This is a genomic window from Streptomyces sp. NPDC017943 (assembly GCF_044328425.1).
Lineage (GTDB): Bacteria > Actinomycetota > Actinomycetes > Streptomycetales > Streptomycetaceae > Streptomyces > Streptomyces djakartensis_A.
The window spans coordinates 229,421-249,942 of record NZ_JBIRHH010000010.1 but is presented as its reverse complement, the minus strand read 5'-3'; the positions used below and the strand labels follow the sequence as shown (position 1 = coordinate 249,942).

At 72.5% G+C, this 20,522-nt stretch carries 16 protein-coding genes; 6 read left to right on the top strand and 10 right to left on the bottom strand.

What is annotated here, in order from left to right:
* Positions 1 to 37: 37 nt before the first annotated feature.
* The 5 genes from ACH4C6_RS29505 to ACH4C6_RS29485 all read right to left on the bottom strand — a co-directional run bounded on the left by ACH4C6_RS29505 (position 38) and on the right by ACH4C6_RS29485 (position 5,874).
* The gene (locus ACH4C6_RS29505) at positions 38 to 1,378 is read right to left on the bottom strand and encodes a hypothetical protein (RefSeq protein ID WP_398111674.1); all 1,341 of its coding nucleotides are present in this window, start codon (positions 1,376 to 1,378) and stop codon (positions 38 to 40) included.
* A 101-nt stretch (positions 1,379 to 1,479) separates the two neighbouring features.
* Entirely contained in the window at positions 1,480 to 3,345 is a 1,866-nt protein-coding gene (locus tag ACH4C6_RS29500; protein ID WP_398111673.1) for a hypothetical protein, read from the bottom strand.
* A gap of 620 nt (positions 3,346 to 3,965) precedes the next feature.
* Positions 3,966 to 4,358, bottom strand: coding sequence for a VOC family protein (locus ACH4C6_RS29495; protein WP_398111672.1), 393 nt, complete (start codon positions 4,356 to 4,358; stop codon positions 3,966 to 3,968).
* A complete protein-coding gene (locus ACH4C6_RS29490) occupies positions 4,355 to 4,663 on the bottom strand; it encodes an ArsR/SmtB family transcription factor (RefSeq protein ID WP_398111671.1) in 309 nt (102 codons plus the stop codon). The genes ACH4C6_RS29495 and ACH4C6_RS29490 overlap by 4 nt, the downstream gene beginning before the upstream one ends.
* An 83-nt stretch (positions 4,664 to 4,746) precedes the next feature.
* Complete coding sequence (locus ACH4C6_RS29485) at positions 4,747 to 5,874, bottom strand: PP2C family protein-serine/threonine phosphatase (protein WP_398111670.1); 1,128 nt, start codon at positions 5,872 to 5,874, stop codon at positions 4,747 to 4,749.
* 174 nt (positions 5,875 to 6,048) lie between these two features.
* Between ACH4C6_RS29485 and ACH4C6_RS29480 the strand changes: the two genes are divergently transcribed.
* Complete coding sequence (locus ACH4C6_RS29480) at positions 6,049 to 8,721, top strand: SpoIIE family protein phosphatase (RefSeq protein WP_398111669.1); 2,673 nt, start codon at positions 6,049 to 6,051, stop codon at positions 8,719 to 8,721.
* On the opposite strand, the gene ACH4C6_RS29475 is transcribed toward ACH4C6_RS29480, so the two are convergent.
* The 5 genes from ACH4C6_RS29475 to ACH4C6_RS29455 form a co-directional block, all read right to left on the bottom strand.
* Positions 8,718 to 9,587, bottom strand: a complete 870-nt coding sequence (locus tag ACH4C6_RS29475) for an STM4011 family radical SAM protein (protein WP_398111668.1) — start codon at positions 9,585 to 9,587, stop codon at positions 8,718 to 8,720. The genes ACH4C6_RS29480 and ACH4C6_RS29475 overlap by 4 nt on opposite strands.
* 9 nt (positions 9,588 to 9,596) lie before the next feature.
* Positions 9,597 to 10,934, bottom strand: coding sequence for an STM4012 family radical SAM protein (locus tag ACH4C6_RS29470; RefSeq protein ID WP_398111667.1), 1,338 nt, complete (start codon positions 10,932 to 10,934; stop codon positions 9,597 to 9,599).
* Positions 10,931 to 11,746, bottom strand: a complete 816-nt coding sequence (locus ACH4C6_RS29465; RefSeq protein ID WP_398111731.1) for an STM4013/SEN3800 family hydrolase — start codon at positions 11,744 to 11,746, stop codon at positions 10,931 to 10,933. Before ACH4C6_RS29465 ends, ACH4C6_RS29470 begins: the two co-directional genes overlap by 4 nt.
* A gap of 64 nt (positions 11,747 to 11,810) precedes the next feature.
* On the bottom strand, positions 11,811 to 12,983 hold the full coding sequence (locus ACH4C6_RS29460; protein ID WP_398111665.1) for an STM4014 family protein: 1,173 nt from the start codon (positions 12,981 to 12,983) through the stop codon (positions 11,811 to 11,813).
* Positions 12,980 to 13,939, bottom strand: coding sequence for an STM4015 family protein (locus ACH4C6_RS29455; RefSeq protein ID WP_398111664.1), 960 nt, complete (start codon positions 13,937 to 13,939; stop codon positions 12,980 to 12,982). The genes ACH4C6_RS29460 and ACH4C6_RS29455 overlap by 4 nt, the downstream gene beginning before the upstream one ends.
* Before the next feature lie 169 nt (positions 13,940 to 14,108).
* Here ACH4C6_RS29455 and ACH4C6_RS29450 point away from each other — a divergent pair, with 169 nt between their 5' ends.
* The 5 genes from ACH4C6_RS29450 to ACH4C6_RS29430 all read left to right on the top strand — a co-directional run bounded on the left by ACH4C6_RS29450 (position 14,109) and on the right by ACH4C6_RS29430 (position 20,297).
* A complete protein-coding gene (locus ACH4C6_RS29450) occupies positions 14,109 to 14,435 on the top strand; it encodes a hypothetical protein (protein ID WP_398111663.1) in 327 nt (108 codons plus the stop codon).
* A gap of 212 nt (positions 14,436 to 14,647) precedes the next feature.
* The gene (locus ACH4C6_RS29445; RefSeq protein ID WP_398111730.1) at positions 14,648 to 15,622 is read left to right on the top strand and encodes a DUF6745 domain-containing protein; all 975 of its coding nucleotides are present in this window, start codon (positions 14,648 to 14,650) and stop codon (positions 15,620 to 15,622) included.
* A gap of 648 nt (positions 15,623 to 16,270) precedes the next feature.
* Positions 16,271 to 16,630, top strand: a complete 360-nt coding sequence (locus ACH4C6_RS29440; RefSeq protein ID WP_398111662.1) for a DUF805 domain-containing protein — start codon at positions 16,271 to 16,273, stop codon at positions 16,628 to 16,630.
* Between the two features lie 1,096 nt (positions 16,631 to 17,726).
* Positions 17,727 to 18,851 (top strand): cytochrome P450, encoded by a 1,125-nt coding sequence (locus ACH4C6_RS29435; protein ID WP_398111661.1) that lies wholly within the window; start codon positions 17,727 to 17,729, stop codon positions 18,849 to 18,851.
* Positions 18,852 to 18,941: 90 nt separating this feature from the next.
* The gene (locus tag ACH4C6_RS29430; protein WP_398111660.1) at positions 18,942 to 20,297 is read left to right on the top strand and encodes a serine hydrolase domain-containing protein; all 1,356 of its coding nucleotides are present in this window, start codon (positions 18,942 to 18,944) and stop codon (positions 20,295 to 20,297) included.
* Positions 20,298 to 20,522: the final 225 nt, after the last annotated feature.

Here is a 20,522-nt window from a genome sequence, read left to right as displayed (position 1 = left end):
GTGTCTCCTCTCGTTCGGGTGGGTGGCGGGAGCCGGATCAGGACTGCGCGGGGCCGTAGCCCCGAAGGAACAGGAAGGGCTCGAGGATGTTGATGGGCTGCGGGGAGGCGATGAAGCGGATGCTGTCCTCCACCTGGTTGACCAGGTAGGGGTTCTCGAAGTCGAAGCCGCGCTCGGGATCCACCCAGAAGCCGATGGCGGAGCACACGAAGTAGCCGACGTTCTCGGGGGCGAAGAACGACTCGATCTGCTGCTGGATCTCCCGCAGACTGCCGTGCGGGAAGGTCTCGCACAGGCCGTCGAAGAGACGCTTGGCGTCCACGACCTCGGGCTGGCCGGTACGCGGATTGAGGCGGACGTTGCCCTGGGCGCAGGCGAAGCGGAAGACGCGGTCGTCGTCGAACTTGGCCAGGCACACCGCGATGCGGTGCGGCAGCAGGTTGCCCTGCCGGATGCCCCGGATGTTGGTCTCGGTGAGGACTCCGGCCAGGACCTCGGTGAAGAAGTCCGCGTTCTGGCGGGCGTCGGCCTTCGCCGCCCGGTCGTCACTGTTGACCTGCCACTCGCGCACGGGGTCGACGACGTAGACCATGGCCCGCGAGTCGGCCAGGTCCGTGATGAGTCTGGCCTCGTGCTGGGCGCCGGTCTGCGAGTGCGGGTCGAACGCTTCGCCGGGCATGTCGCGGACGGTGACCTTGAACTCGGTGCGCCGGGGTTCGGCAGGGGCGCTGCGCCGCCACCATCTGCGCCCGCTCCCGGGGCGCGAGGCGTCGCGGAGGTCCCCGGCCAGGGTGAAACGGACCGGGCGCTGCTCGGTCAGGGTGGAGGGGGGAAAGCGGCGTTCGCGGTAGAGGATGTGGCCGAGTTCGCCGAGGAACTTGCGCGAGACATGGTCCTCGGGCCAGATGTTCCACTTGCCGTACACCGGATCCTGGCGGGCCCGCGACAACGCCGCCAGCAACGTGGACTTGCCGCTCTCCATGCCGCCCCAGAGCGTGACGGTCGACTCGGGCGCGGACGCGGCCTCCGGCGACTGGACGTCCGTCACCGGGAGTTGTTGTGGTGCCACGGCTTTCCGGCCCTTCTTCGCCGGCCGGGTCGCCGGTGCCGGCGGGGCGTCGTCGTCGACCTTCTCCAGGAAGACCCGGGGGAGGTCGCTCGTGTCCGGCGCGGACCGCGGGGGAGGGGGGACGGGGGGTGCGGAGCCGTCGGGTACGGAGTCGGTCGGCGGGAGCGGCGTCGGCGGGAGGGCGACGCGGCCGCCGACATGGGTGGAGCGGTCCCAGACGGCGAACGGCCCCTGCATCTCGCCGTCTTCCTTCTTCTCCTCCTTGCCGCCGTTGCTGCCGGGCTGGGATCGGTTGTCGTCGTCGACCATGCTGGTGCTCCCAAGGGGCCGGGGCAGCGGACGTCGTCTGCCGCGCGAGGGATGGAGCGGTCCGCGCCGGGCGCGCGTACCGGGTGCCGGGGGGCGGTCGTTCAGCCCGCCGGGGCGTGTCGCCAGTCGCCGGCCGGGCCGTCGGCGACGACCAGCCGGATCGGTGCGCCGCCCTCGGGCGGGCACAGGGCCGGTGCGACGACGGCGGAGGCGATGCGTTCGGGGTCGTGGCCCGCGGGGTAGCGCCCTTCGGCGCCGAAGGCGTGCCACGCGTGGTCGGCCCAGCGCGCCAGGTGCGGTTCGCCGTGCAGGTCGTCCATCCAGGCCGGTTCGTCCACGACGGCCAGGCAGGCGATGTCCTCGCCGTGGCGGATCGCCTGAAGGTCCGTCCGCCAGTCCAGCCGGTCGGGGCAGAGGCGCACCGGCGCACCGCGCTGCACGACGCGGGGCGGCCGGACGTGCGGGTACGGCGGGCGGGAGCCGACGGTCAGCAGTACCCGGTGACTGCCGGCTCTCCACAGATGGCGCCAGGCGTACACCTCCCCGGGCAGGTGTTCCAAGCCGGTGGCGAAGTCGTGGCGCAGCGGATACGGGCGCCAGGAGGTCAGCACCCGTGCCGCGTCCGCGGCCGTGCACATGCCGATGCGGTGCACGACGGGGTCCTGGCGGCCGGGCCGGTGCAGGGGGTCGTGGTCGCGGTAGCCGATCAGCCCCACACGGAGGGCGGCTTCGTCGCCGATGGCGTCCTGGACGGCCGTGACGACGGTGGCGGCTTCCTGCAGGCGCTCCGCCACCACCGTGCCGCCGTCGGCCTGCGGCCCGGCTATCTCCACGGCGATCAGCAGATCCACCGGGCAGGGCCGGGGAAGCAGCCGGGCCGTGCTGCCGGCCAGGACGGCCCAGGCGGTGGTCTCCGGGGTGTGGTCGGTCTCGCCGAGCAGACCGACGCGGTGGCCGGCGTGCAGCGAGTAGCGCAGTGTGGTGCGGGAGCCGGGCGGCAGGGTGAGCCGGTCCATGCGCAACGGGCGCCACGCCGTAGCCGGTTCGTCGATCCCGGCGCGGACGACGGCGGCGACGCTCTCGCCCACGCCGGCGCCGGGCGCGGGAGCGCTCACCGGGACCTGCACGACCTGACCGGCCGCGGTGCCATCGCCGGCGCGGCTGCCGGCCGGGAACAGGGTGCGGCGCACCAGGCCCACCGTCCCCGAAGCACCGTCCACGTGGGCGGCGGCCAGCCACACCGGCACCGGCAGCGGCAGCTCGGCCGCCAGGTCCTCCGGCCCCGTCGGCCAATGCGCGGGCAGCCGCAGGCACAGCAGCGCGCCGAGCCGGCCGTGCACGTCCTCGGCCACCCGCTGCAACGGTGGCCAGCCGGTGGCCCGTAGAGCCAGGACGAGCGGCGCGTCCTCGTCGCGGTACGCGTCCGGGAGAACGTCGTCCACGGCGGTGCACAGGGCCTCGTGCAGCGCGGTGTGGACCGTGCTCCCGCGCTCCGGGGCTGTGTCGTGACCGGCGCCCGCCAGCAGCAGCAGCCGTTCGGCCCGCCGGCCGGGCAACAACGCGGCCGCGGCGGGAAGTTCGCTCCACGGTCGCTCGGCCAGGCGCACGCTCCGCGGGCCGCTGCCGGTCGGCGGGCACGTCAGCCGGGTCAGACGCAGCCACTCGCACCCGATCTCGAGGAGGTCGAGGGCCGGGATGGCGCCGGAGGCGAGCCCGGTGAGTGCCCAGCCGAGGCCCGCCCTGCTCTGTGCCGTGCGTTCCTCGGTCAGGGTGTGCGCCCAGGCGGCACGCCACGGCCCGGGGGAGGGTGCCGGTCGTGCCGGGCACACGAGCCGAGCGGCTTCGTGCCGGTCCGGTGGCACCGGCGTGCTGCCGCTTGAGCCGCTTGTGCCGTTGTCGCCTGCGCCGTGTGCCACCGCGCCGCGTGCGATCGGCCCGTCCGCGAGCAGGTCTGCGACGCGGAGCATGGCTCGCAGGCCGGCCGTCCGAGGACCGGTCTCATGGTTCGACTGCACTGTTCCCCACCCCCGATACGGTCGTCCGCCCGCTGTGTGAAGTGGGCGGGCGACCGCTGTTGCATGTGCATCAGGCATGGAAAATCCCGTGTGCGCGGGGCCATGGCTGATCGCAAAGGCGGACTCCCCAGTCCGTTTGCGGGGTTCATATTATCGCTCGCTGACCAGGTGTCACCGTTATTCGCGCGCTTCTTGCTTTTGATGTGCCGGTCAACGGCGAAAGAAAATTATCAAGCCGAACAAGACCGATGTGAGGCCTTTCGGAGTGCCTTTTCGATCGGCGCTGCTCAGGTTTGATCGGCCGTCACCTGGGGCTTTTCGGCCACGGAGCCGAAGGAGGAGCGACTGTTCGGCCGCCGACACGCAGCCGCCGTTGTGTCGAACGATTGGCGAGTCCACATCAATCGCACATAACAGCTCGCTCGGAAAGCGTGCTGTCTTTCCATCCTGCGGTGAGACGAACTCCCCGGCAATTGGGCAATGCCGAGGAATTGAGAAGGCGGCGGCGCGGCCGCTGACGGGCCGGCTCCGGCGTGGTGGTCGCCGCAGCCGGCCGCGCGGATCGGCTGCGCCTACTGCGGCTGGGTGGCGATCTGGATCAGGTTCCCGCAGGTGTCCTCGAAGACGGCGGTCGTCACGGGACCCATCTCCACCGGCTCCTGGGTGAAGCGGACGCCGTGGCCGCGCAGGCGCTCGTACTCCGCCCTGACGTCCTCGACGGCGAACTGGGCCAGCGGGATGCCGTCCTCCACGAGGGCGTCGCGGTAGGTCCGGGCGGCCGGGTGGCCCATGGGCTCCAGGAGGAGTTCGGGGCCGTCGGGGTTCTCCGGGGAGACGACGGTCAGCCACCGGTCCTTCTCCCCGACCGGAACGTCGTGCTTCTTCACGAAGCCGAGGACCTCGGTGTAGAAGCGCAGGGCCGCCGCCTGGTCGTCGACGAACACGCTGGTCAGGTGGATCTTCATGAAGTGCTCTCTTCCGGTTCGGTTCCGTCGGGGTCGGCCGTGAGCCACCGCTCGGCTATCTGCCGGAGCGGAGCGGTACGCAGGTCGTGGAACTTGTAGCGCCCCTCCCGCCTGGTCAGGACGAGCCCGGCGCCCTCCAGTACGGCGAGGTGCTGGGAGACCGCCTGACGGGACATGCCGAGGTGGTGCTTCATGCTCAGCCGCGAGCAGATCTCGAACAGGGTCTGTCCGGACTTCTCCGTGAGCTCGTCGAGGATGATGCGGCGCGTGGGGTCGGCCAGCGCTTTGAACAGGTCATCGGCCACGACGCCAGCATAGGCAAGTGAAGGCTTGCCTATCAAGCGCACACTTGCCCACCAAGCGTCGGCAGGCGTCGCGGGCCGAGAGCTCATCCCCCGGTGTCGAGGACCCTGCCTTCCCCCGCCGTGGTGGGTCGCAGTGCAAGGGCCGCGATGTCGTCGTCGAGCCGTCCGCCGCTGTGCCGGAGCAGATCCAGGTGCAGTTGATCCAGCAGCCCCCGAGGGTGTTGCGGGCTCTGTCGCCGCATCCATTCCGGCAGCGGGAAGAAGCGGCCCGTGTCGTCCCGGGTCTCCGACACGCCGTCCGTGTAGAGCAGCAACTGCTCGCCCGGTGTGAAGGCGACGGTGTCGACCCGGTAGCACGCACCGACGAGCGCCGCGAGGTTGAGCGGCGGCGCCGGGATGGTCGGTTCGACGACCCGGATGCCGCCCGCGTGGGCGATCAGAGGCGGGGGATGCCCGCAGTTGAGGAGCCGCAGCCGGCCGCCGCCGGGCGGGATCTCGGCGAGGATCGCGGTGGCGAAGTGCTCGGGCTGGTCGTGGACGGGGAATGCCGCGCTGTGGCGCGTCACGGTCGTCTCCAGGCGGCGGACGACGCCCGTCAGGTCCGGCTCGTCGTAGGCGGCCTCCCGGAAGCAGCCGATCACCGCCGCGGCCGCTCCGACCGCGGACAGCCCCTTGCCCCGCACGTCGCCTATGAGGAGGCGCACTCCGTGCGGGGTGCCGATCGCCTCGTAGAAGTCGCCGCCGATCCGGGCCTGCTCCTGGGCCGCCAGGTACAGCGACTCGATCTCGATGTCCTCGATGCGGCGCGGCAGTGGGCGCAGCAGCACCTTCTGGGCCGCGTCGGCGACGAGCCGCACCTGGAACAGCGTCTCCTCCCGTTGCAGCCGGATGTGGCTGCCGTATGCGGCTGCCAGGGTGACCGCGACGATGGCGGCCGACGTGTACGGCGTCCCCAGGTCCGTGTGGAACAAGCTCAGAACGATCATGAGAACCAGGCACACCGCTCCCAGGAGGACCGTGGGGAGCACGGGCCACATCGCGGCCGCGAGGGCGGGCGCGGTGGGGAGGAGACGGCTGAACGCGATCTCCCTGGGCGTGGAGAACGCCATGCCGGCGATGAGAAGCGTCAGGACCACGGGCGACAGCCGGGCGGCTTCCCATCGGCCGCTGTAGGCCGGGCGACGGCGCCACGGCCGTCCAGACATGATCACATAAGTATCTTATCCGGCATATCGGGCACGGGCTTCGGGTGTGGTTCGGCGGCGAACTGGCTGGTGGGCGCCGGGTGAGGTCGAGTGGTGGACGACCTCACCGGCACGCGCCACCCGGCGGCCGGGGATCCGGCGCGCCTGGCCGGTCGGGATCACCAGTGCTAGAAAGGTCACATGGCGAGTCTTTTCGCCCGTTTGCGACACCTGTCGGTGAAGCGCCACATCGCGAAGAGTGTGCGGACAGTAGCCGGGCAGGTGCTCGCTTTCCAGGTCGCCCTCGTGGTGCTGCTCGTGGGCTGTGGAGTCTTCGCCCTGATCCTGCAGTCGGAGCGGGACGCCGGCGCCGAGGCCAGGCGTCGCTCCACGGCGGTGGCGCAGACCTTCGCGCACGCACCGGGTGTCGTGGCGGCCCTCCAGGCGCCGGATCCGACGAGGATCCTGCAACCGCTCACCGAGGCGGCACGCCGCGCCGCCGATGTCGACTTCATCGTGGTGATGGACACGGCGGGCCTGCGCTACACGCATCCCCTGCCGGACCGGATCGGGAAGCGGTTCGTGGGGGAGATCGGACCGTCGCTGGAGGGCCGGCTCTACGTCGAGAGCGTCGAGGGGCCGCTCGGCCGCGAGGTACAGGCCACGACTCCCGTGAAGAAGGCCGACGGCACGGTGGTGGGTCTCGTCTCGGCCGGAATGAAGGTCAAGAACGTCGAGAGCCAGTTGTACCGGCAACTGCCGATCATCCTGGGCGCCGGGGCCGCGGCGCTCGTGCTGTCGGCCGGCGTGACGGCCCTGGTGGGCAGACGGCTGCGACGGCAGACGCACAGCCTCGCGCCGAGCGAGATGGCCCTGATGTACGAGCACCACGACACCGTGCTCCACTCGGTCCGCGAGGGCGTGCTGATCGTGGCCGCCGACGGACGGCTGATGCTGGCGAACGACGAGGCCAGACGACTGCTGGAGCTGCCCCCGGACATCGAGGGACAGCCCGTCTCGAGTCTGACGCGCCTCGACCCCGGCCTGCGGGCGCTGCTCGCCTCCGGGCGTGAGGCGACCGACGAGGTCCACCTCGCGGGTGAACGGCTCATCGCGGTCAACCAGCGGCCCACGGGGCGCGAGGGAGGACGACCCGGGCAGACGGTCGTGACGCTGCGCGACTCCACCGAGCTCCAGGCGGTGACGGGCCGGGCGGAGGTGGCCCGGGAGCGGCTCAGGCTGCTGTACGACGCCGGACTGCGCATCGGCTCCACCCTGGACGTGCTGCGCACCGCCGACGAACTGGCGCGGGTCCTCATCCCCCGCTTCGCCGACTTCGTCACCGTGGACCTGGCCGACGCCGTCCTGCACGGCGAGGAGCCGGCCCGTACGGGAACGGAGATGAGACGTGCCGCCGTGTCCGGCATCGCGGACGACCATCCGCTCACCGAGCAGGGCCGGCTCTTCGACTACCAGCCCGCCACCCCGCAGGCACGCGGCTACGGCAGCGGCCGCTCCCAGCTGGTGAGCGACCTGGCGACGGCCACGGGCTGGCGCGTGCAGGACCCGGAGCGGGCCCGGGCGATCATCGACTACGGCATCCACTCCCTGATCACCGCCCCCATCCAGGCCCGGGGCGTCGTGCTCGGCATGGCCAGTTTCTGGCGCTCGCGACAGCACGAGCAGTTCAACGAGGAGGACGTGTCGCTGGCGGAGGAACTGGTGGCGCGTGCCGCCGTGAGCATCGACAACGCCCGCCGCTACACGCGTGAGCACGCCCTGGCCGTCACCCTCCAGCGCAGCCTCCTGCCGCGGGCCATGCCCGAGCAGAGCGCGCTGGACATCGCCTACCGCTACATCCCCGCCCAGTCGGGAGTGGGCGGGGACTGGTTCGACGTGATTCCCATGCCGGGCAGCCGGGTGGCGCTGGCCGTCGGCGACGTGGTCGGGCACGGCCTCCACGCGGCCGCCACCATGGGACGGCTGCGGACCGCGGTGCACAACTTCTCCGCTCTCGACCTGCCGCCCGACGAACTGCTGAACCACCTGGACGACCTGGTCGGGAGCATCGACCAGCGGGAGGCGACGGAGAGCGCCGCGGGTGTCGTGGGCGCCACCTGCCTGTACGGCATCTACGACCCGGTGACGCGCACCTGCGTCATGGCGCGGGCCGGACATCTGGCGCCCGCCCTGGTCCGGCCCGACGGGACGGTCGACTTCCCCGACGTGCCCACCGGCCCGCCGCTGGGGCTGGGGGGCCTGCCGTTCCTGACCGCCGAGGTATGCCTGGCCGAGGGAACCCAGCTCGTGCTGTACACCGACGGCCTCATCGAGGACCGCAGTCGCGACCTGGACGTGGGGCTGGAACTGCTGCGGGACGCCCTCGCCGGTCGTCCCGGCCGGTCGCCCGAGCAGACCTGCCAGGACGTGCTGGACTCCGTGCTCCCCGAACGCCCCAAGGACGACGTCGCCCTGCTCGTCGCCCGCACGCGGCAACTGCACCCCGACCGGATCGCCGACTGGGACGTGCCGGCGGACCCCGCCGCCGTCGCGGGCATGCGCGACGCCGTGTCGCGACGGCTCGACGACTGGGGCCTGTCGGACCTCTGCTTCAGCATGGAACTCATCCTGAGCGAGCTGATCACCAACGCCATCCGCTACGGCTCCGAACCGATCCACGTACGGCTGATCCGCGACCGCGCGCTGATCTGCGAGGTGGCGGACGGCAGCAGCACCTCACCGCATCTGCGCTACGCCGCGACGACGGACGAAGGCGGCCGGGGTCTGTTCCTCGTGTCGCAGTTGGCCGAGCGCTGGGGCACCCGGTACACGCCGCAGGGCAAGGTCATCTGGGCCGAGCAGGCCTTGCCCTAGATCCGGTGCCCGCGGACCGGCCGGGTGGCGGCCGGGACGCGCTCCAGCACCCCGCCGGCGAAGACGTCGTACAACGGCAGGGTCTCCAGGTGGACGTAGCCGATGTGACAGTCGCAGACGCTCAAGGGACAGGGGCGCGGGCCCAGCGCGGCCCGGTAGGAGCCGTCGTAGAGGTTGCCGAGTTCGGTGCGGACGAAGTGGCAGCGGCGCACCGTCCCGTCCCCGTCGACGGAGATCACGGACTCGCCGGTGCGGCAGGGCAGTCCGGCGCTGGCGTGCGGGGTGCGGCTGTACGGGAACAACGGGTCCAGCGCGGTCCAGTCCTCGGCCTCGGCGTCCTGGTAGGTGTGTCCCTCGGCCGCGTTGATCCACAGGTACACGTGTTCCGGCAGGTCGGTGCGCAACCGGCGGGCGTCCGCGAGGTGTTCGGGCAGGCCGACCACGCCGACGCTGTAGCGCACGCCGCGCCGGGCGAGGTCGCGGCACTTGGTGAGGAAGCGGTCGTAGGGGGTCTGGCCCGGGTGGTAGGTGCACCACAGGGCGAGGGTGCCGAGGTCGGCGGTGTCCAGCCAGTCGGTGCGGCAGCTGAGGTTGGTCTGGATGGCGACGCGGCGGATGTGCGGCAGGTGGGACAGCTCCGCGAGGGTGCGCCGGTACCAGGAGCGCACGAGGCCCTCGCCCCAGGGGGTGAACAGCAGCGAGAGGCGGTCGCCGGTCTGCGCGGCGGCCCACGCGGCGAAGCGGTCCAGGGCGTCCCGGTCCGCGCGGAGCCGGGCCGGGGAGTCGCGCCGCTTCGCGAACGGGCAGTAGGGGCAGTCGTAGTCGCAGGAGGCGAGCGGCCCGCGGTAGAGGACGGTCAGATCCATGACCGGGTGTCACTTCCTCTCGTAGGCGGCCATGGCGGCGCGCACCGCCGGGGAGAACAGCCGCGGGCCGATGGCGTCCGAGTGCGCGAGCCCTTCGGGTGTCAGCCGCAGACGGGTGGACGGGAGGTCGGCCAGCCAGCCCAGTGCGGCGAGGGAGTCGAGTTCGGCCCCGAAGTCGTCGGCGGGTGCGGAGCCGAAGCGGGCGCGGTAGTCGGCGGTGTCCAGGCCGTCGGCCTGGAGGAGCGACTGCAGCAGATGACGGCGGCGGGCCTCGTGGGCGTCGATCCGGTGACCGACCGCCGCCCGGGAGAAGTCGGTGGTGGCGACGTAGTCGTCGATGATCCCGCGGATCTCGTGCATGCCGACGGCGTAGTCGAACGAGTAGTGCAGGGCGGAGGTGTAGGAGCGGGCTCCGCAGCCGAGACCGATCATGCCGTCGGTCTGGCAGGCGTAGTCGTCGGCGCCCTGCGGTGGGGCGTCGGCCCGGCGGAACATGCGCATCGACTGCTGCACATAGCCCTGGGACAGCAGATGGTCGCGGCCCGCGCGGTACAGCCGCAGCCGCTGCTCGTCCCAGGCCGGGTCGGCGGCGGAGTCCGGGCGGTGGCGGTCCAGGCCGGTGAGGGGGCGGACGTAGAGCGGGTACAGGTAGAGCTCCTCCGGCCGCCAGGCGAGCGCGGCGTCCAGTGAGCGCAGCCAGGTCTGCTCGGTCTGGCCGTCGATGCCGTAGATGAGGTCGATGTTGAGGACCGGCAGGGCGGCGTCGCGGATGCGGCCGAGGGCCGCGTCGACGTCGCCGCGGCGCTGCGGACGGACGGCTGCCCGCGCCTCGGAGTCGACGAAACTCTGCACGCCCAGACTCAGCCGGGTGGCGCCGCGTTCGGCCAGGACGGCCAGGCGGTCGGCGGTGGCCGTGGCGGGTGAGGCCTCCACCGACAGCGGCACCGCGCGCAGATCGGCACCCATGCGGTGTTCGGCGATGTCGCAGAGCCGCTCGAGTTCCCGCGCGGTGAGGAAGGTGGGGGTGCCGCCGCCGAAGGCGGCCGTGGCGAACCGGATGCCCTCGCTGTCGCCGAGCGCGTCGCGCACGGCCGTCGCCTGCCGCTCCAGGGCGTCCAGGTACGCACCGGTCAGGCCGTCGGGTGCGCCGATGCGGGTGAAGAGGTTGCAGAACCCGCAGCGCACCTCGCAGAAGGGGATGTGCAGATACAGCGAGAGGGCGCTCTTGTCCTCCGCCGCCCACAGCGACCTCAGCGCCGGCCGGTCCGGCAGCGGCCGGTAGGCGGTCTTGTGGGGGTAGGCGTAGACGTAGTGCTGGTAGGGACCGGTCGGCAAGGTGTTGGTCATCGGGCGGCCTCGGCGGGGTCCAGGAAGAAGTGGGCGTACGGCACGGTCCATACGCACTCGTGGCCCAGGCGGTGCCCGGTGTAGCCGTCGTCGCCGTAGGCGGTGCCGTGGTCGGAGCACACGATCGCGAAACAGCGGCGACGGGAGCTCGCGGCGGTGAACAGCCGTCCGATGTGCCGGTCGACGTACTCCAGGGCGGCGGCGTGCGAGGCGCGGGTGTCACCGGCCGCGCGGGTGGCGCCCGGCAGGTGGAACCAGTTCGGCTGGTGCAGGGCGGAAACGTTGACGAAGAGGAACAGCCGCCGGTCCGCGGGGAGTCGGGCGACGATCTGCTCGGCTCGCTCGACCTGGTTCTCGAAGGAGTGGGGCGAGGTGACGCCGAACTCCGGTTCCCAGTGGGACTCCTGGAACAGGCCCGGCAGGACCGAGCCGAGCGGGCCCTGCTTGTTGAAGAAGCCCACGCCGCCGATGCACGCCGTGTGATAGCCGGCTTTCGCCAACCCGCTGACGAGGTCGGGCGTGTCGTAGACGAAGGTGCCGTCGGCGGTGGTCTCGCTGCCGGCGAAGCTCGCCGCGAACAGCCGGCGATGAGGCCCTGGGGAGGCCGGGGTGGGCAGGAAGCCGGCGAAGATCGCCTGGTGCGAGGCGTAGGTGAAACTGCCCGGCGCGTGCCGCTTCTCCCAGCGGCCGCCGGGCAGATGACGCGCGAGGTGGGGTATGCGGCCCGCGGCCGCCAGCTCCTCGGCCACGTCGTGACGCAGGGTGTCGAGGGTGACGAGGAGGATGTCGTGCTCGCCGACGATGTCGTTCATGTCGGGCTCGGTCATGCGGTGTTCCTGTTCTGTACGGGTGCGGCGGCCGGCGGGGCCGGGTGGATCACGCCGCCGGGGCGGGCGCGCGCGGGGCGCCGGACCGCCGGTGAGGCCATCGGGCGGCGGGCAGGGCCGGGCCGCGCAGGACCGCCGCGACCTGCGCGCCGTAGGTGTCCAGGCCCTCCGCGCCGCTGCCGGGCAGGCCGGTGACGCCGGGCAGCAGATCACCGAAGGCGTTGACCTCGCCGACGAACATCCGGCGCCAGCCGACGGCCGGCAGCAGGTCCACGCCGACGCACAGGGTGCGGGGGAAGCACGCGGCCGCCCGCTCGCACACCTCCAGCACGTCGGTCCAGCGGGCGCCCGCCGCCGCCACGGCTGCGCGGGCGGCGTCCAGGTCGCCGCGGCGGCCGCCCAGGTGGAGGTTGGTGAGGGGGGAGCGGCTGGTGCGCACCACGACGTGCGTGGCCCGGCCGGCCACCACGACGACCCGGAAGTCGGTCGCGCGGCCCTGCTGGGACGCCTTGGGCACCCACCGTTCGAGATGCAGACCGTCCGGCGCGAGGGCGTCGACGAGGGCGGCGACCTCCCGTTCGCTCTCGTAGCGGCGCAGCTTCAGGGAGTTGTGCAGATGGCCGTCCGCCGTCATCTCGACGGAGGTGGTCGCCCTGATCCGGCCGCCGCCCGACTCCACGGCGAGGACTCCGGACGCCGACGACCCGTGGGCCGGCTTGACGAACAGCCGGGGCATCCGGTGCGTGCGCATCAGCGTCCGTACGTCGTCCCAGCCGCGTACCGGAGCGCCGTCCATCCCGGAGGTCGGCGAGAGGGGAACGGGTACGCCGGCGGCGTCCAGAACGGCGTGGCAGCGGCGCTTGTCGAACAGCACGGACAGCTCGTCCGGGTCGTCCAGCCGGACACCGCCGAGCAGGCCGCGCAGCGCGGCGGTGAAGCCGGCGTACCAGCGCGCCGAGCCCTCCACCCGGGTGGGCTCCAGATCACCCCGCAGCAGGCGGTCCACCTCGGGATGCTCGCCGGGGGAGTCGACGCGGACGATCTCCTCGGGCGTGAAGTGCGCCGCGCCCTGCCGCAGGACGTCCGCCCAGGGCACCACACGCGGGCCGGGCAGACCCGCCGCGCGCACCGCGTCGGCGAAGAGCGTCACCCGGCGGTTGCCGGGATTGCCGACCACCGCGAAGCGCACGCCCGCCGCGGCCGCCACGCCGTCCGTGCTCACTCGCCGACGGAGACGTAGCGCCAGACCGTGCCGTCCTCCTCGGTCTCCTCCTCCGCGTCGCCGCGGTCGAGGTCGACCTCCACACCGGCCGGTTCCAGCACCTGGCGCACCCGCTCCTCGAAGGCCTTGCCCAGGTAGTGGTGGTGCAGGTCGAGCTTCTTCAGATGGGTCAGCGGCTGCCCGCCCAGCAACGCCTGCGCGCCCTCGTCGGTCAGCACCCCCATGGACAGGTCCAGCACCTCGAGGCGGGCGACGACCGGCGCGGAGGCCACGGCGGCCGCCACCGCGTCCTGCATCTCGCTGTTGCGCAGGGCCAGGTGGCGCAGGCGCGGCAGACGGGCGCCGGACAGGAGGGGCGCCAGGTCGGCGGCCTCGCTGTCACCGCCGTAATCGGGCGTGCCCAGCCACAGGTCGAGGTGCTCCAGCGCGGGCAGGTCGCTGGCGCCGATGCCCCGCACGACCGCGGCGGGCAGCCCACCGGTCTCCACGACGAGGCGGCGCAGCGAGGAGTGCTGCACGGCCGGGAAAACGAGGCCGGAGCCGCCGCGCACGCCGAACTCCTCCAGGGCGGGGAAGCCGGCCAGCAGCGGCGAGACGTCGGTCTGGTTGATCCAGGAGATCTCGCACTCCTCCATCACCATGTCGCCCAGGAACAGCGCGCGCAGCGCGGGCAGCCGGTCCCGGGCGGCGAGGAGGGCCTCGATGACGTCGGAGGGGTCGGACTCGTAGGCCTCCTCCCAGGCGCCGACGATCAGGGCGCGCACCCGGGTGGTGTCGACGGCCTCGCAGAAGCGGGTGAAGGCCGCCGTCCAGCTCTCCTCCGTGTCGTACACGTCCGCGGAGACCCGCCAGGCGACGGAGTCCGGCTCGGGCAGGCGGCCGGCCGGGGCATCGGGGCCGGGAAAGGCGTGCGCGGGCAGCCGGTACAGCTCGTGCAGGTGGTCACCGATGGTCATGCGGCTGCTCCTGGGAGAAGGGGTGTGCGAAGCGTGATGCCGCAGTTCTACCAACCGCCACCGACAGCGACAGACGGTGGGGCGGCCTACCGGGGCGTTGTCAGTGGCGGCGCCTACGGTCGTGGTCATGAGGCCGGTGCGCGGTGCACCCGGCGGTGAGGGGCGAGGTATGTACCGGCAGGGAGACGTGCTGATCGTGCCCGTGGCGCGGGAGGCGGTACCGGAGCACGTGACGCACGCGCCGAGGGAGCGGCGGGACGGGCGCGGGCGGCTGGTGCTGGCGCTCGGCGAGGTGACCGGGCACGCCCACGCGGTGGTGGGGCCGGGGGAGTTGGTGCGCGAGCCCGGGCCTTACGGTCCGCTGCTGCTGCACCTGCCGCAGGGGGGCCGGGTCGTGCACGAGGAGCACGCGGCGATCGCCCTGCCCAAGGGCTGGTACCGGGTGGTCAGACAGCGGGAGTACGTGCCGGGGTCCGTCCGGATCGTCGCCGACTGACCATGGTGACGCACGAGTTGGGGGAGAGACACATGCCGACGACGGAGACGGGCGGCCGCACGGGCGTCCACGGGACGAGCGAACCGGCCGGCCGGACAGGACCGCACGACCGGACAGGACCGGACGACCGGACAGGACCGGACGACCGGACCGGTGACGTCAGGCAGCCGGAGACCGGGGCGGACGGGCTGGACGCATGGCGCGCCCGGGCCATGGCCACCGCCCGCGCCGACCGCCCCGCCGCCGAGGCCGCGGTCCGGCGCGCCTACCGGCTGGCGGGCCTGGCCGAACCGGAGGCGGTGGTGTGGGCGGACTCCCCACGCGCGGCCGTGACGGTGATCCGGCAGCTCACCGACCGGGGACCCAGCGTGCGCGAGGCGCTCCGCGACAGGCCGTGGGCAGGGGAAAGGCTGCGGTTGCGGGCCGAGTTGGGGGCCGCGGGCTGGTCCGCCCACTGGGCGGCGACCGGCGGACGGCTGTGGGAGTCCACCCAGGCGTTGGTGGACCGGATCCGGGCCGGTGTGCTGGAGGACCTGGTCGGACGGGACACGGGCCCGGAGGCCGCCCAGGTGCGGCTGTTCCTCCTGGACGCGGTGCTGGGGCAGCACGACGCGCCGTGGCTGGCCGCCTTTCCCACCCACGACGGTCCGTTGGGCGCACTGGCCGAGGTCTGCCGCAGCGCGGGCTGGTGGTGGCCGTTCACCCGGGTCGCGGTGATGTCGGAACGCCCGGTGGCACTGCACCGGGACGAGGCCGGCCGCCTCGACCGCGGGGACGGCCCCGCACTGGCCTACCGGGACGGGTTCGCCCTGCACGCCTGGCGCGGCATGCCGGTGCCCGCCGCGTTCCTCACGGAGTTGCCCTCGCTGACACCGAGCCGTATCCGGGACGAGGAGAACGCCGAACTGCGGCGCGTGATGCTGGAGTACTACGGTTACGACCGCTACCTCGCGGACTCCGGTGCCCGTCCCGTGCACCGCGACGAGACGGGCACGCTCTGGCGGATCGACCTCCCCGCCGACGAGCCGGTGGTGATGGTGGAGGTGCTCAACTCGACGCCGGAACCGGACGGGACCCGGCGCACCTACTGGCTTCGCGTCCCGCCGTCGACCAGAACGGCGAGGGAGGGCGTCGCCTGGACGTTCGGCCTGGGAGCGGAGGTCTATGCGCCCTTGCAGGAGACCTGAGGCCTTCACCGGGCCGGGAACGGAACGGGAACACGGCCGGGCCGGGTCGGGCCGGGGCCGGTGCGGGAGCACCGCCATCGAGAAGAGGTAGCCGCCGGAGCCGCCGTGATCACTCGGCCTCCCCTGAGCGAACGGCCTCGGCTCCACCATGAGTACGAGCTTCTGCGCGACCGCGTCCTGGGGAGACCCGGCCGAAACGGCGGCGAGAACCTCGGCGCCCGAGGCGGGTGGACCCGCCGTGCTGCCGTGTGCGAGCGGCCGGTCCTGACGGCGGGACAGCCGAGGCCTGGTGCGCGGGAGGCTCAGGAGGCGCGGGGGACAACGTTCGGAGATCGTTTCGGCTTCGGAACCGTGTAGAAGAGGCAACGGATCGCACACAGATCGCATACGTTTCGGATGCCGTGAGGTGTCGGGGAGGGCTCTGTGAGCCGATGTTGAGCGACTCGTCTTCCGTGACACCGGTGATCTTGGTGGGATGTGTCCGGAAACGCTGGCATAGCGGCCCCGCCGGCACGCCTCGTGGACCGCGGGCGCCTCACTTCACCCCCGGCCGTAACAGCTTTGACGGAGCCCCGTCACCTCCGTACGGTCTGCGTCTGGCCGGATCCGAGCGGTGCGGCTTTCGCCAACGATCCCTGGGGGGACGCAATGAACTGGTTCATCGAAGTCGTGAAGAAGTACGCGGTATTCAGCGGGCGCGCGCGCCGCAAGGAGTACTGGATGTACGTGCTCTTCTACGCCATCCTCGCGATCGTGGCCTCGATCATCGACGCGGTGGTCTTCGGATCGCAGATCCTCAGCCTCGTGCTGGCGCTCGGCCTCCTGCTGCCGAGCCTGGGTGTCACCGTCCGCCGGCTGCACGACACCAACCGCAGCGGCTGGTGGATCCTGATCGGCCTCGTCCCGCTCGTCGGCGGCATCGTCATGCTGGTCTTCCTCTGCATCGAGGGCGAGGCCGGCAGCAACCAGTACGGCCACAACCCCAAGTTCGCCGGTTCCCCCGCCTGACCCGTCCAGGCAACACGCAGAGGCCGCCCGTACTCACGGGCGGCCTCTGCTCGTTGACAGCCGCCGGCCCCCAGGCGATGCCGTGTCCCCGAGCCGAACCGGCGGAGGCGCGCACGAGACGGGGAGGGTGCCGCGCACGAGACGGGAAGGCGCCGCGCACGAGTGGTTTCGCGCTACCGCGGTCCTGCACGCGGTGCCGGAGCGGCCCGCGGAAGAGGCGGTCTTCCCGGCCCGCTCGTGGGCCAGTCGTCCGGACAGCCGTCAACACCTGATTCGGCCGAATCGGTGGAGGGGCGGCCGTGTGGCCGGAACGGCCGGGGTGCTCGCAGGTGGCCCCGGGGTGTCCCGGCTCGGCCCAACTTTTTCTCCACACCCCTGGTTTGAGGGTGAAGCGCCGGGATACACGCCCTCATTGGTGGGTGCTGAACGGCCATCTCCCCTTCGATTTCGGGGGGTTGCCATCCAGTGACCCAACGTGAAAACTGTGAGCGCACTCGGCCCGGGAGGATCGTGTCGAAGCGCGTTCTTGGCACGTGAATGAAGGGTCGGAGGAGTCCCGTGCAGGGCCACTGCGCGGGGGAAGTCACTGGGGGGACGTGGTGGTGTCTGCAAGGTGCCCTGGGCGCGTGTTGCCAGGCTGCGCACGTACGGGCCTGTCCGCTGCTCGGCGGGCGTCCGGCCCGCTCGGAACCGCCGCCCCGCCGCCCCTGTTCCGCCCTCAGGTCCGCTGACGCCCCGGCTCGACCTTCCCTGAGTGGCGGATCGCCGGCCGCCTCCAGCCGGTCGACCCGACCGACCCGACCGGCCGGGACGCATCCGCCGAGCTGGTCGAATCGACTGATCAGGCCCGCCCGGCCGAGCCGCGCGCCGGCCGCCTGACGTCGAGCGAACCTTCGCCCGCGTGCCACATCGATGGCCCGCGCCGGCACGGCCACCGCTGCCCGCGGCCGGCCACGGCGCGACGACGGTTGCCCACCGCACGGGCCCGTGCGTCCCCATCCAAGGAGAAACGGTGACAAGCACACAACTGACCGGTGCCGAATCGCCACTTGACGAGTTACCCGAGCGATGGCGGTCCTTACGCGACGCCGGCCCCGTGACGTACGACGAGGAGCGGCGGCAGTGGCACGTCGTGGACCACCAGGGCGTCTCGTCGATCCTGTCCGACCCGGCGACGTACTCCTCCGACATGACGCCGATCGCCCCCACCCAGGAGGACTTCGCGGCCTTCACGCAGGGCAACTTCGTGGGCATGGACCCGCCGGAGCACCGCAAGCTGCGCACCCTGGTGAGCCAGGCCTTCACCCCGCGCGTGGTCCACGGACTCGCACCGCGCATCGAGGCCATCTGCGCGCGGCTGTTCGACGGAGTCGCCGACCGCGACCGCTTCGATGTCGTCGACACCCTCGCCTACCCCCTGCCGATCATCGTGATCGCCGAACTCCTCGGTATCCCCGCCGAGGACCACAGGCTGTTCCAGGAGTGGGCCGCCACCCTCTTCGGAGGCGACCAACTCGGCGACAGCCTCGACATGGCCGATCTGGAACGGGCGCTGGAGGCCATCGCCCCGACCGTGCGCGAGATGAACGGCTACGTCCTGGACCACATCCGGCACCGCCGTGCCCATCCCGGGGACGACCTGACCAGCAGACTCCTCGGCGCCGAGGTCGACGGAACGCGGCTGGAGGACCAGGAGATCGTCGGGTTCGTCGCTCTGCTGCTGGTGGCGGGCCACATCACCACCACCGCTCTGCTCGGCAACGCCCTGGTCGCCTTCGACCGGCACCCCGGCACACTCACCGCTCTGCGCAAGGAGCCGGACCGGGTGCCGGACGCCGTGGAGGAAGTCCTGCGCTGGCTGCCGCCCTTCCCCGAGCTGGGCCGGCGCACCACCCGTCCGGTGACGCTCGGCGGCCACGAGATCCCGGCCGACACCCTGCTCATGGTGCACCTGGGGGCCGCCAACCGTGACCCCTCGCGCTTCACCGCGCCGGACGTCTTCGACCCGGCCCGTGACCCCAATCCCCATCTGACCTTCGGTCACGGCATCCACTTCTGTTTCGGCGCCCCGCTGGCCCGCCTGGAAGCCCGAATCGCGCTCCAGATGATGATGGAACGTTTCTCCTCCATCACGGTGCCCTCGTACGACGACGTGGCGTACCAGAACCCGGCCGTCATCGTCGGCGTGCGCCATCTGCCGATCGCCGTCACCAGGCCGTAGCGCCCGTCGACGCGCACGCCCGTACCGCTCACCCCACGGGCCGGACGCGTTCCCCTCCCCGCACCCGCTCACACCAGGAGTCGTCTCCCCATGCCATATCCGACCGCCGCCCCGGCCGCAACCAGGCCATCGTCCCCCTCGCACCAGGAGTTGCGCGGCCACCTCGACGCCCTCGCACGCATCCACCGCGTGCCCGGCGCCCAGCTGGCCGTCCACACCGGCACCCACCTCCTCAGCGTGTCCACCGGCACGGCCGACGCCGTGGCCAACACGCCGTTCACCGCCGAGACGGCCGTCCCCCTCGGTTCCGTCACCAAGGCGGCCACGGCCGCCGCCGTCCTGCTCCTCGCGGACGACGGGGACCTGGACCTCGACGAGACCGTCGGCGAACTGCTGCCCGACTTATCAGGCGCGATAGCCGACGTGACGGTGCGTCAGCTGCTGAGTCACACCTCCGGTCTGCCCACCGGCCCCGACTCGGACAGCGCCGTCGGCGCCACCGCCTCCCGGTACCTCTCGGCGGTCTGCACCGCGAGGAGCACCCTGTTCCCGCCGGGCACCGCCTTCTCCTACTCCAACGCCGGCTACGTCGCCGCCGGCCGCATCCTGTCCGACGTGACGGGCATGACGTGGCAGGAGGCCGTGGCGGCGCTCGTCCTGGAACCCCTCGGCATCGTCCCCGCGTTCCTCGGCGACTCCGCCCCCGCCCGGCCGATCGCCAGCGGTCACGCCCTCAACACGGCCACGGGCCTGGTACGTCCGGCCCACCAGAACCTCGCCCCGGTGGAGGCCCCGGCCGGTGCCCTGCTGGCGAGCGCCGAGGACCTGGTCGCCCTGGGCAGAGCCGTGATCGGCAGGGACGCCGCCCTCCCGGCCGGCGTCGCCGACCTGATGCGGCGGCCCGAGCCGGCCGCCGACCCCGGCGCGCTGGCCGACGCCTGGGGCCTCGGCCTCGCCCTCTTCACGCAGGACGGCCGGGTGTGGTGCGGCCATGACGGCAACGCCCAGGGCACCTCCTGCCACCTGCGGGCCGACCCCGACAGCGGCGTCGTCGTCGCCTTCACGGGCAATGCCGGCGCCGCCACCGCTCTGTGGCGTGACATCGCCGCGGAACTCGCCCGGCTGACCGGCATCCGCGTGCCCACCGCCCGGGCCGCCGACACACCCCGCGGACCCGCCGTGGCGCTCCCGGAGTGCGCCGGGACGTACCGCAACGGGGGCACGGAGTACACGGTCAAGCTCGACGGGGACGGCAAGCCGACCCTCTCCGTCGACGGGGACTGCCCCATCCCGCTGGTGTGCTACCCGGACCTGTCCTGCGACCTGGTGGACCCGGCCACCGACCGGATCGAACCGGGCGGCCGATTCCACCGGGACCCCGCCACCGGGGTGATCGACCGGCTGCAGATCTCCGGACGCACCGCGCGCCGCACCGGCACGGACTGACAACGCCGCACCGGCACGGACCGACAGCGCCGCACCGGCACCGTCCGGCCGCGCGCCGCACCGGCATCCTCCGCCTGCGCGCCGCCGCCCGGCGCCGGGCGGCCCCGCGTCCCAGCCGGCACCACCCGGCCGCGTGCCGGACCGGACCGCACCGCACCGTTCGACGGCCGGACCGCACGGTCCGGCGGCACGCGGTACCGGCACGGCCGACCACGCCCCGCACCC

What these genes read in the sequence shown, in the direction of transcription:
- ACH4C6_RS29505 (WP_398111674.1), bottom strand. Translation starts at nt 1,378, where the DNA reads ATGGTCGACGACGACAACCGATCCCAGCCCGGCAGCAACGGCGGCAAG.
- ACH4C6_RS29500 (WP_398111673.1), bottom strand. Translation starts at nt 3,345, where the DNA reads ATGCTCCGCGTCGCAGACCTGCTCGCGGACGGGCCGATCGCACGCGGC.
- ACH4C6_RS29495 (WP_398111672.1), bottom strand. Translation starts at nt 4,358, where the DNA reads ATGAAGATCCACCTGACCAGCGTGTTCGTCGACGACCAGGCGGCGGCC.
- ACH4C6_RS29480 (WP_398111669.1), top strand. Translation starts at nt 6,049, where the DNA reads ATGGCGAGTCTTTTCGCCCGTTTGCGACACCTGTCGGTGAAGCGCCAC.
- ACH4C6_RS29475 (WP_398111668.1), bottom strand. Translation starts at nt 9,587, where the DNA reads ATGGATCTGACCGTCCTCTACCGCGGGCCGCTCGCCTCCTGCGACTAC.
- ACH4C6_RS29470 (WP_398111667.1), bottom strand. Translation starts at nt 10,934, where the DNA reads ATGACCAACACCTTGCCGACCGGTCCCTACCAGCACTACGTCTACGCC.
- ACH4C6_RS29465 (WP_398111731.1), bottom strand. Translation starts at nt 11,746, where the DNA reads ATGAACGACATCGTCGGCGAGCACGACATCCTCCTCGTCACCCTCGAC.
- ACH4C6_RS29455 (WP_398111664.1), bottom strand. Translation starts at nt 13,939, where the DNA reads ATGACCATCGGTGACCACCTGCACGAGCTGTACCGGCTGCCCGCGCAC.
- ACH4C6_RS29450 (WP_398111663.1), top strand. Translation starts at nt 14,109, where the DNA reads ATGTACCGGCAGGGAGACGTGCTGATCGTGCCCGTGGCGCGGGAGGCG.
- ACH4C6_RS29445 (WP_398111730.1), top strand. Translation starts at nt 14,648, where the DNA reads ATGGCCACCGCCCGCGCCGACCGCCCCGCCGCCGAGGCCGCGGTCCGG.
- ACH4C6_RS29440 (WP_398111662.1), top strand. Translation starts at nt 16,271, where the DNA reads ATGAACTGGTTCATCGAAGTCGTGAAGAAGTACGCGGTATTCAGCGGG.
- ACH4C6_RS29430 (WP_398111660.1), top strand. Translation starts at nt 18,942, where the DNA reads ATGCCATATCCGACCGCCGCCCCGGCCGCAACCAGGCCATCGTCCCCC.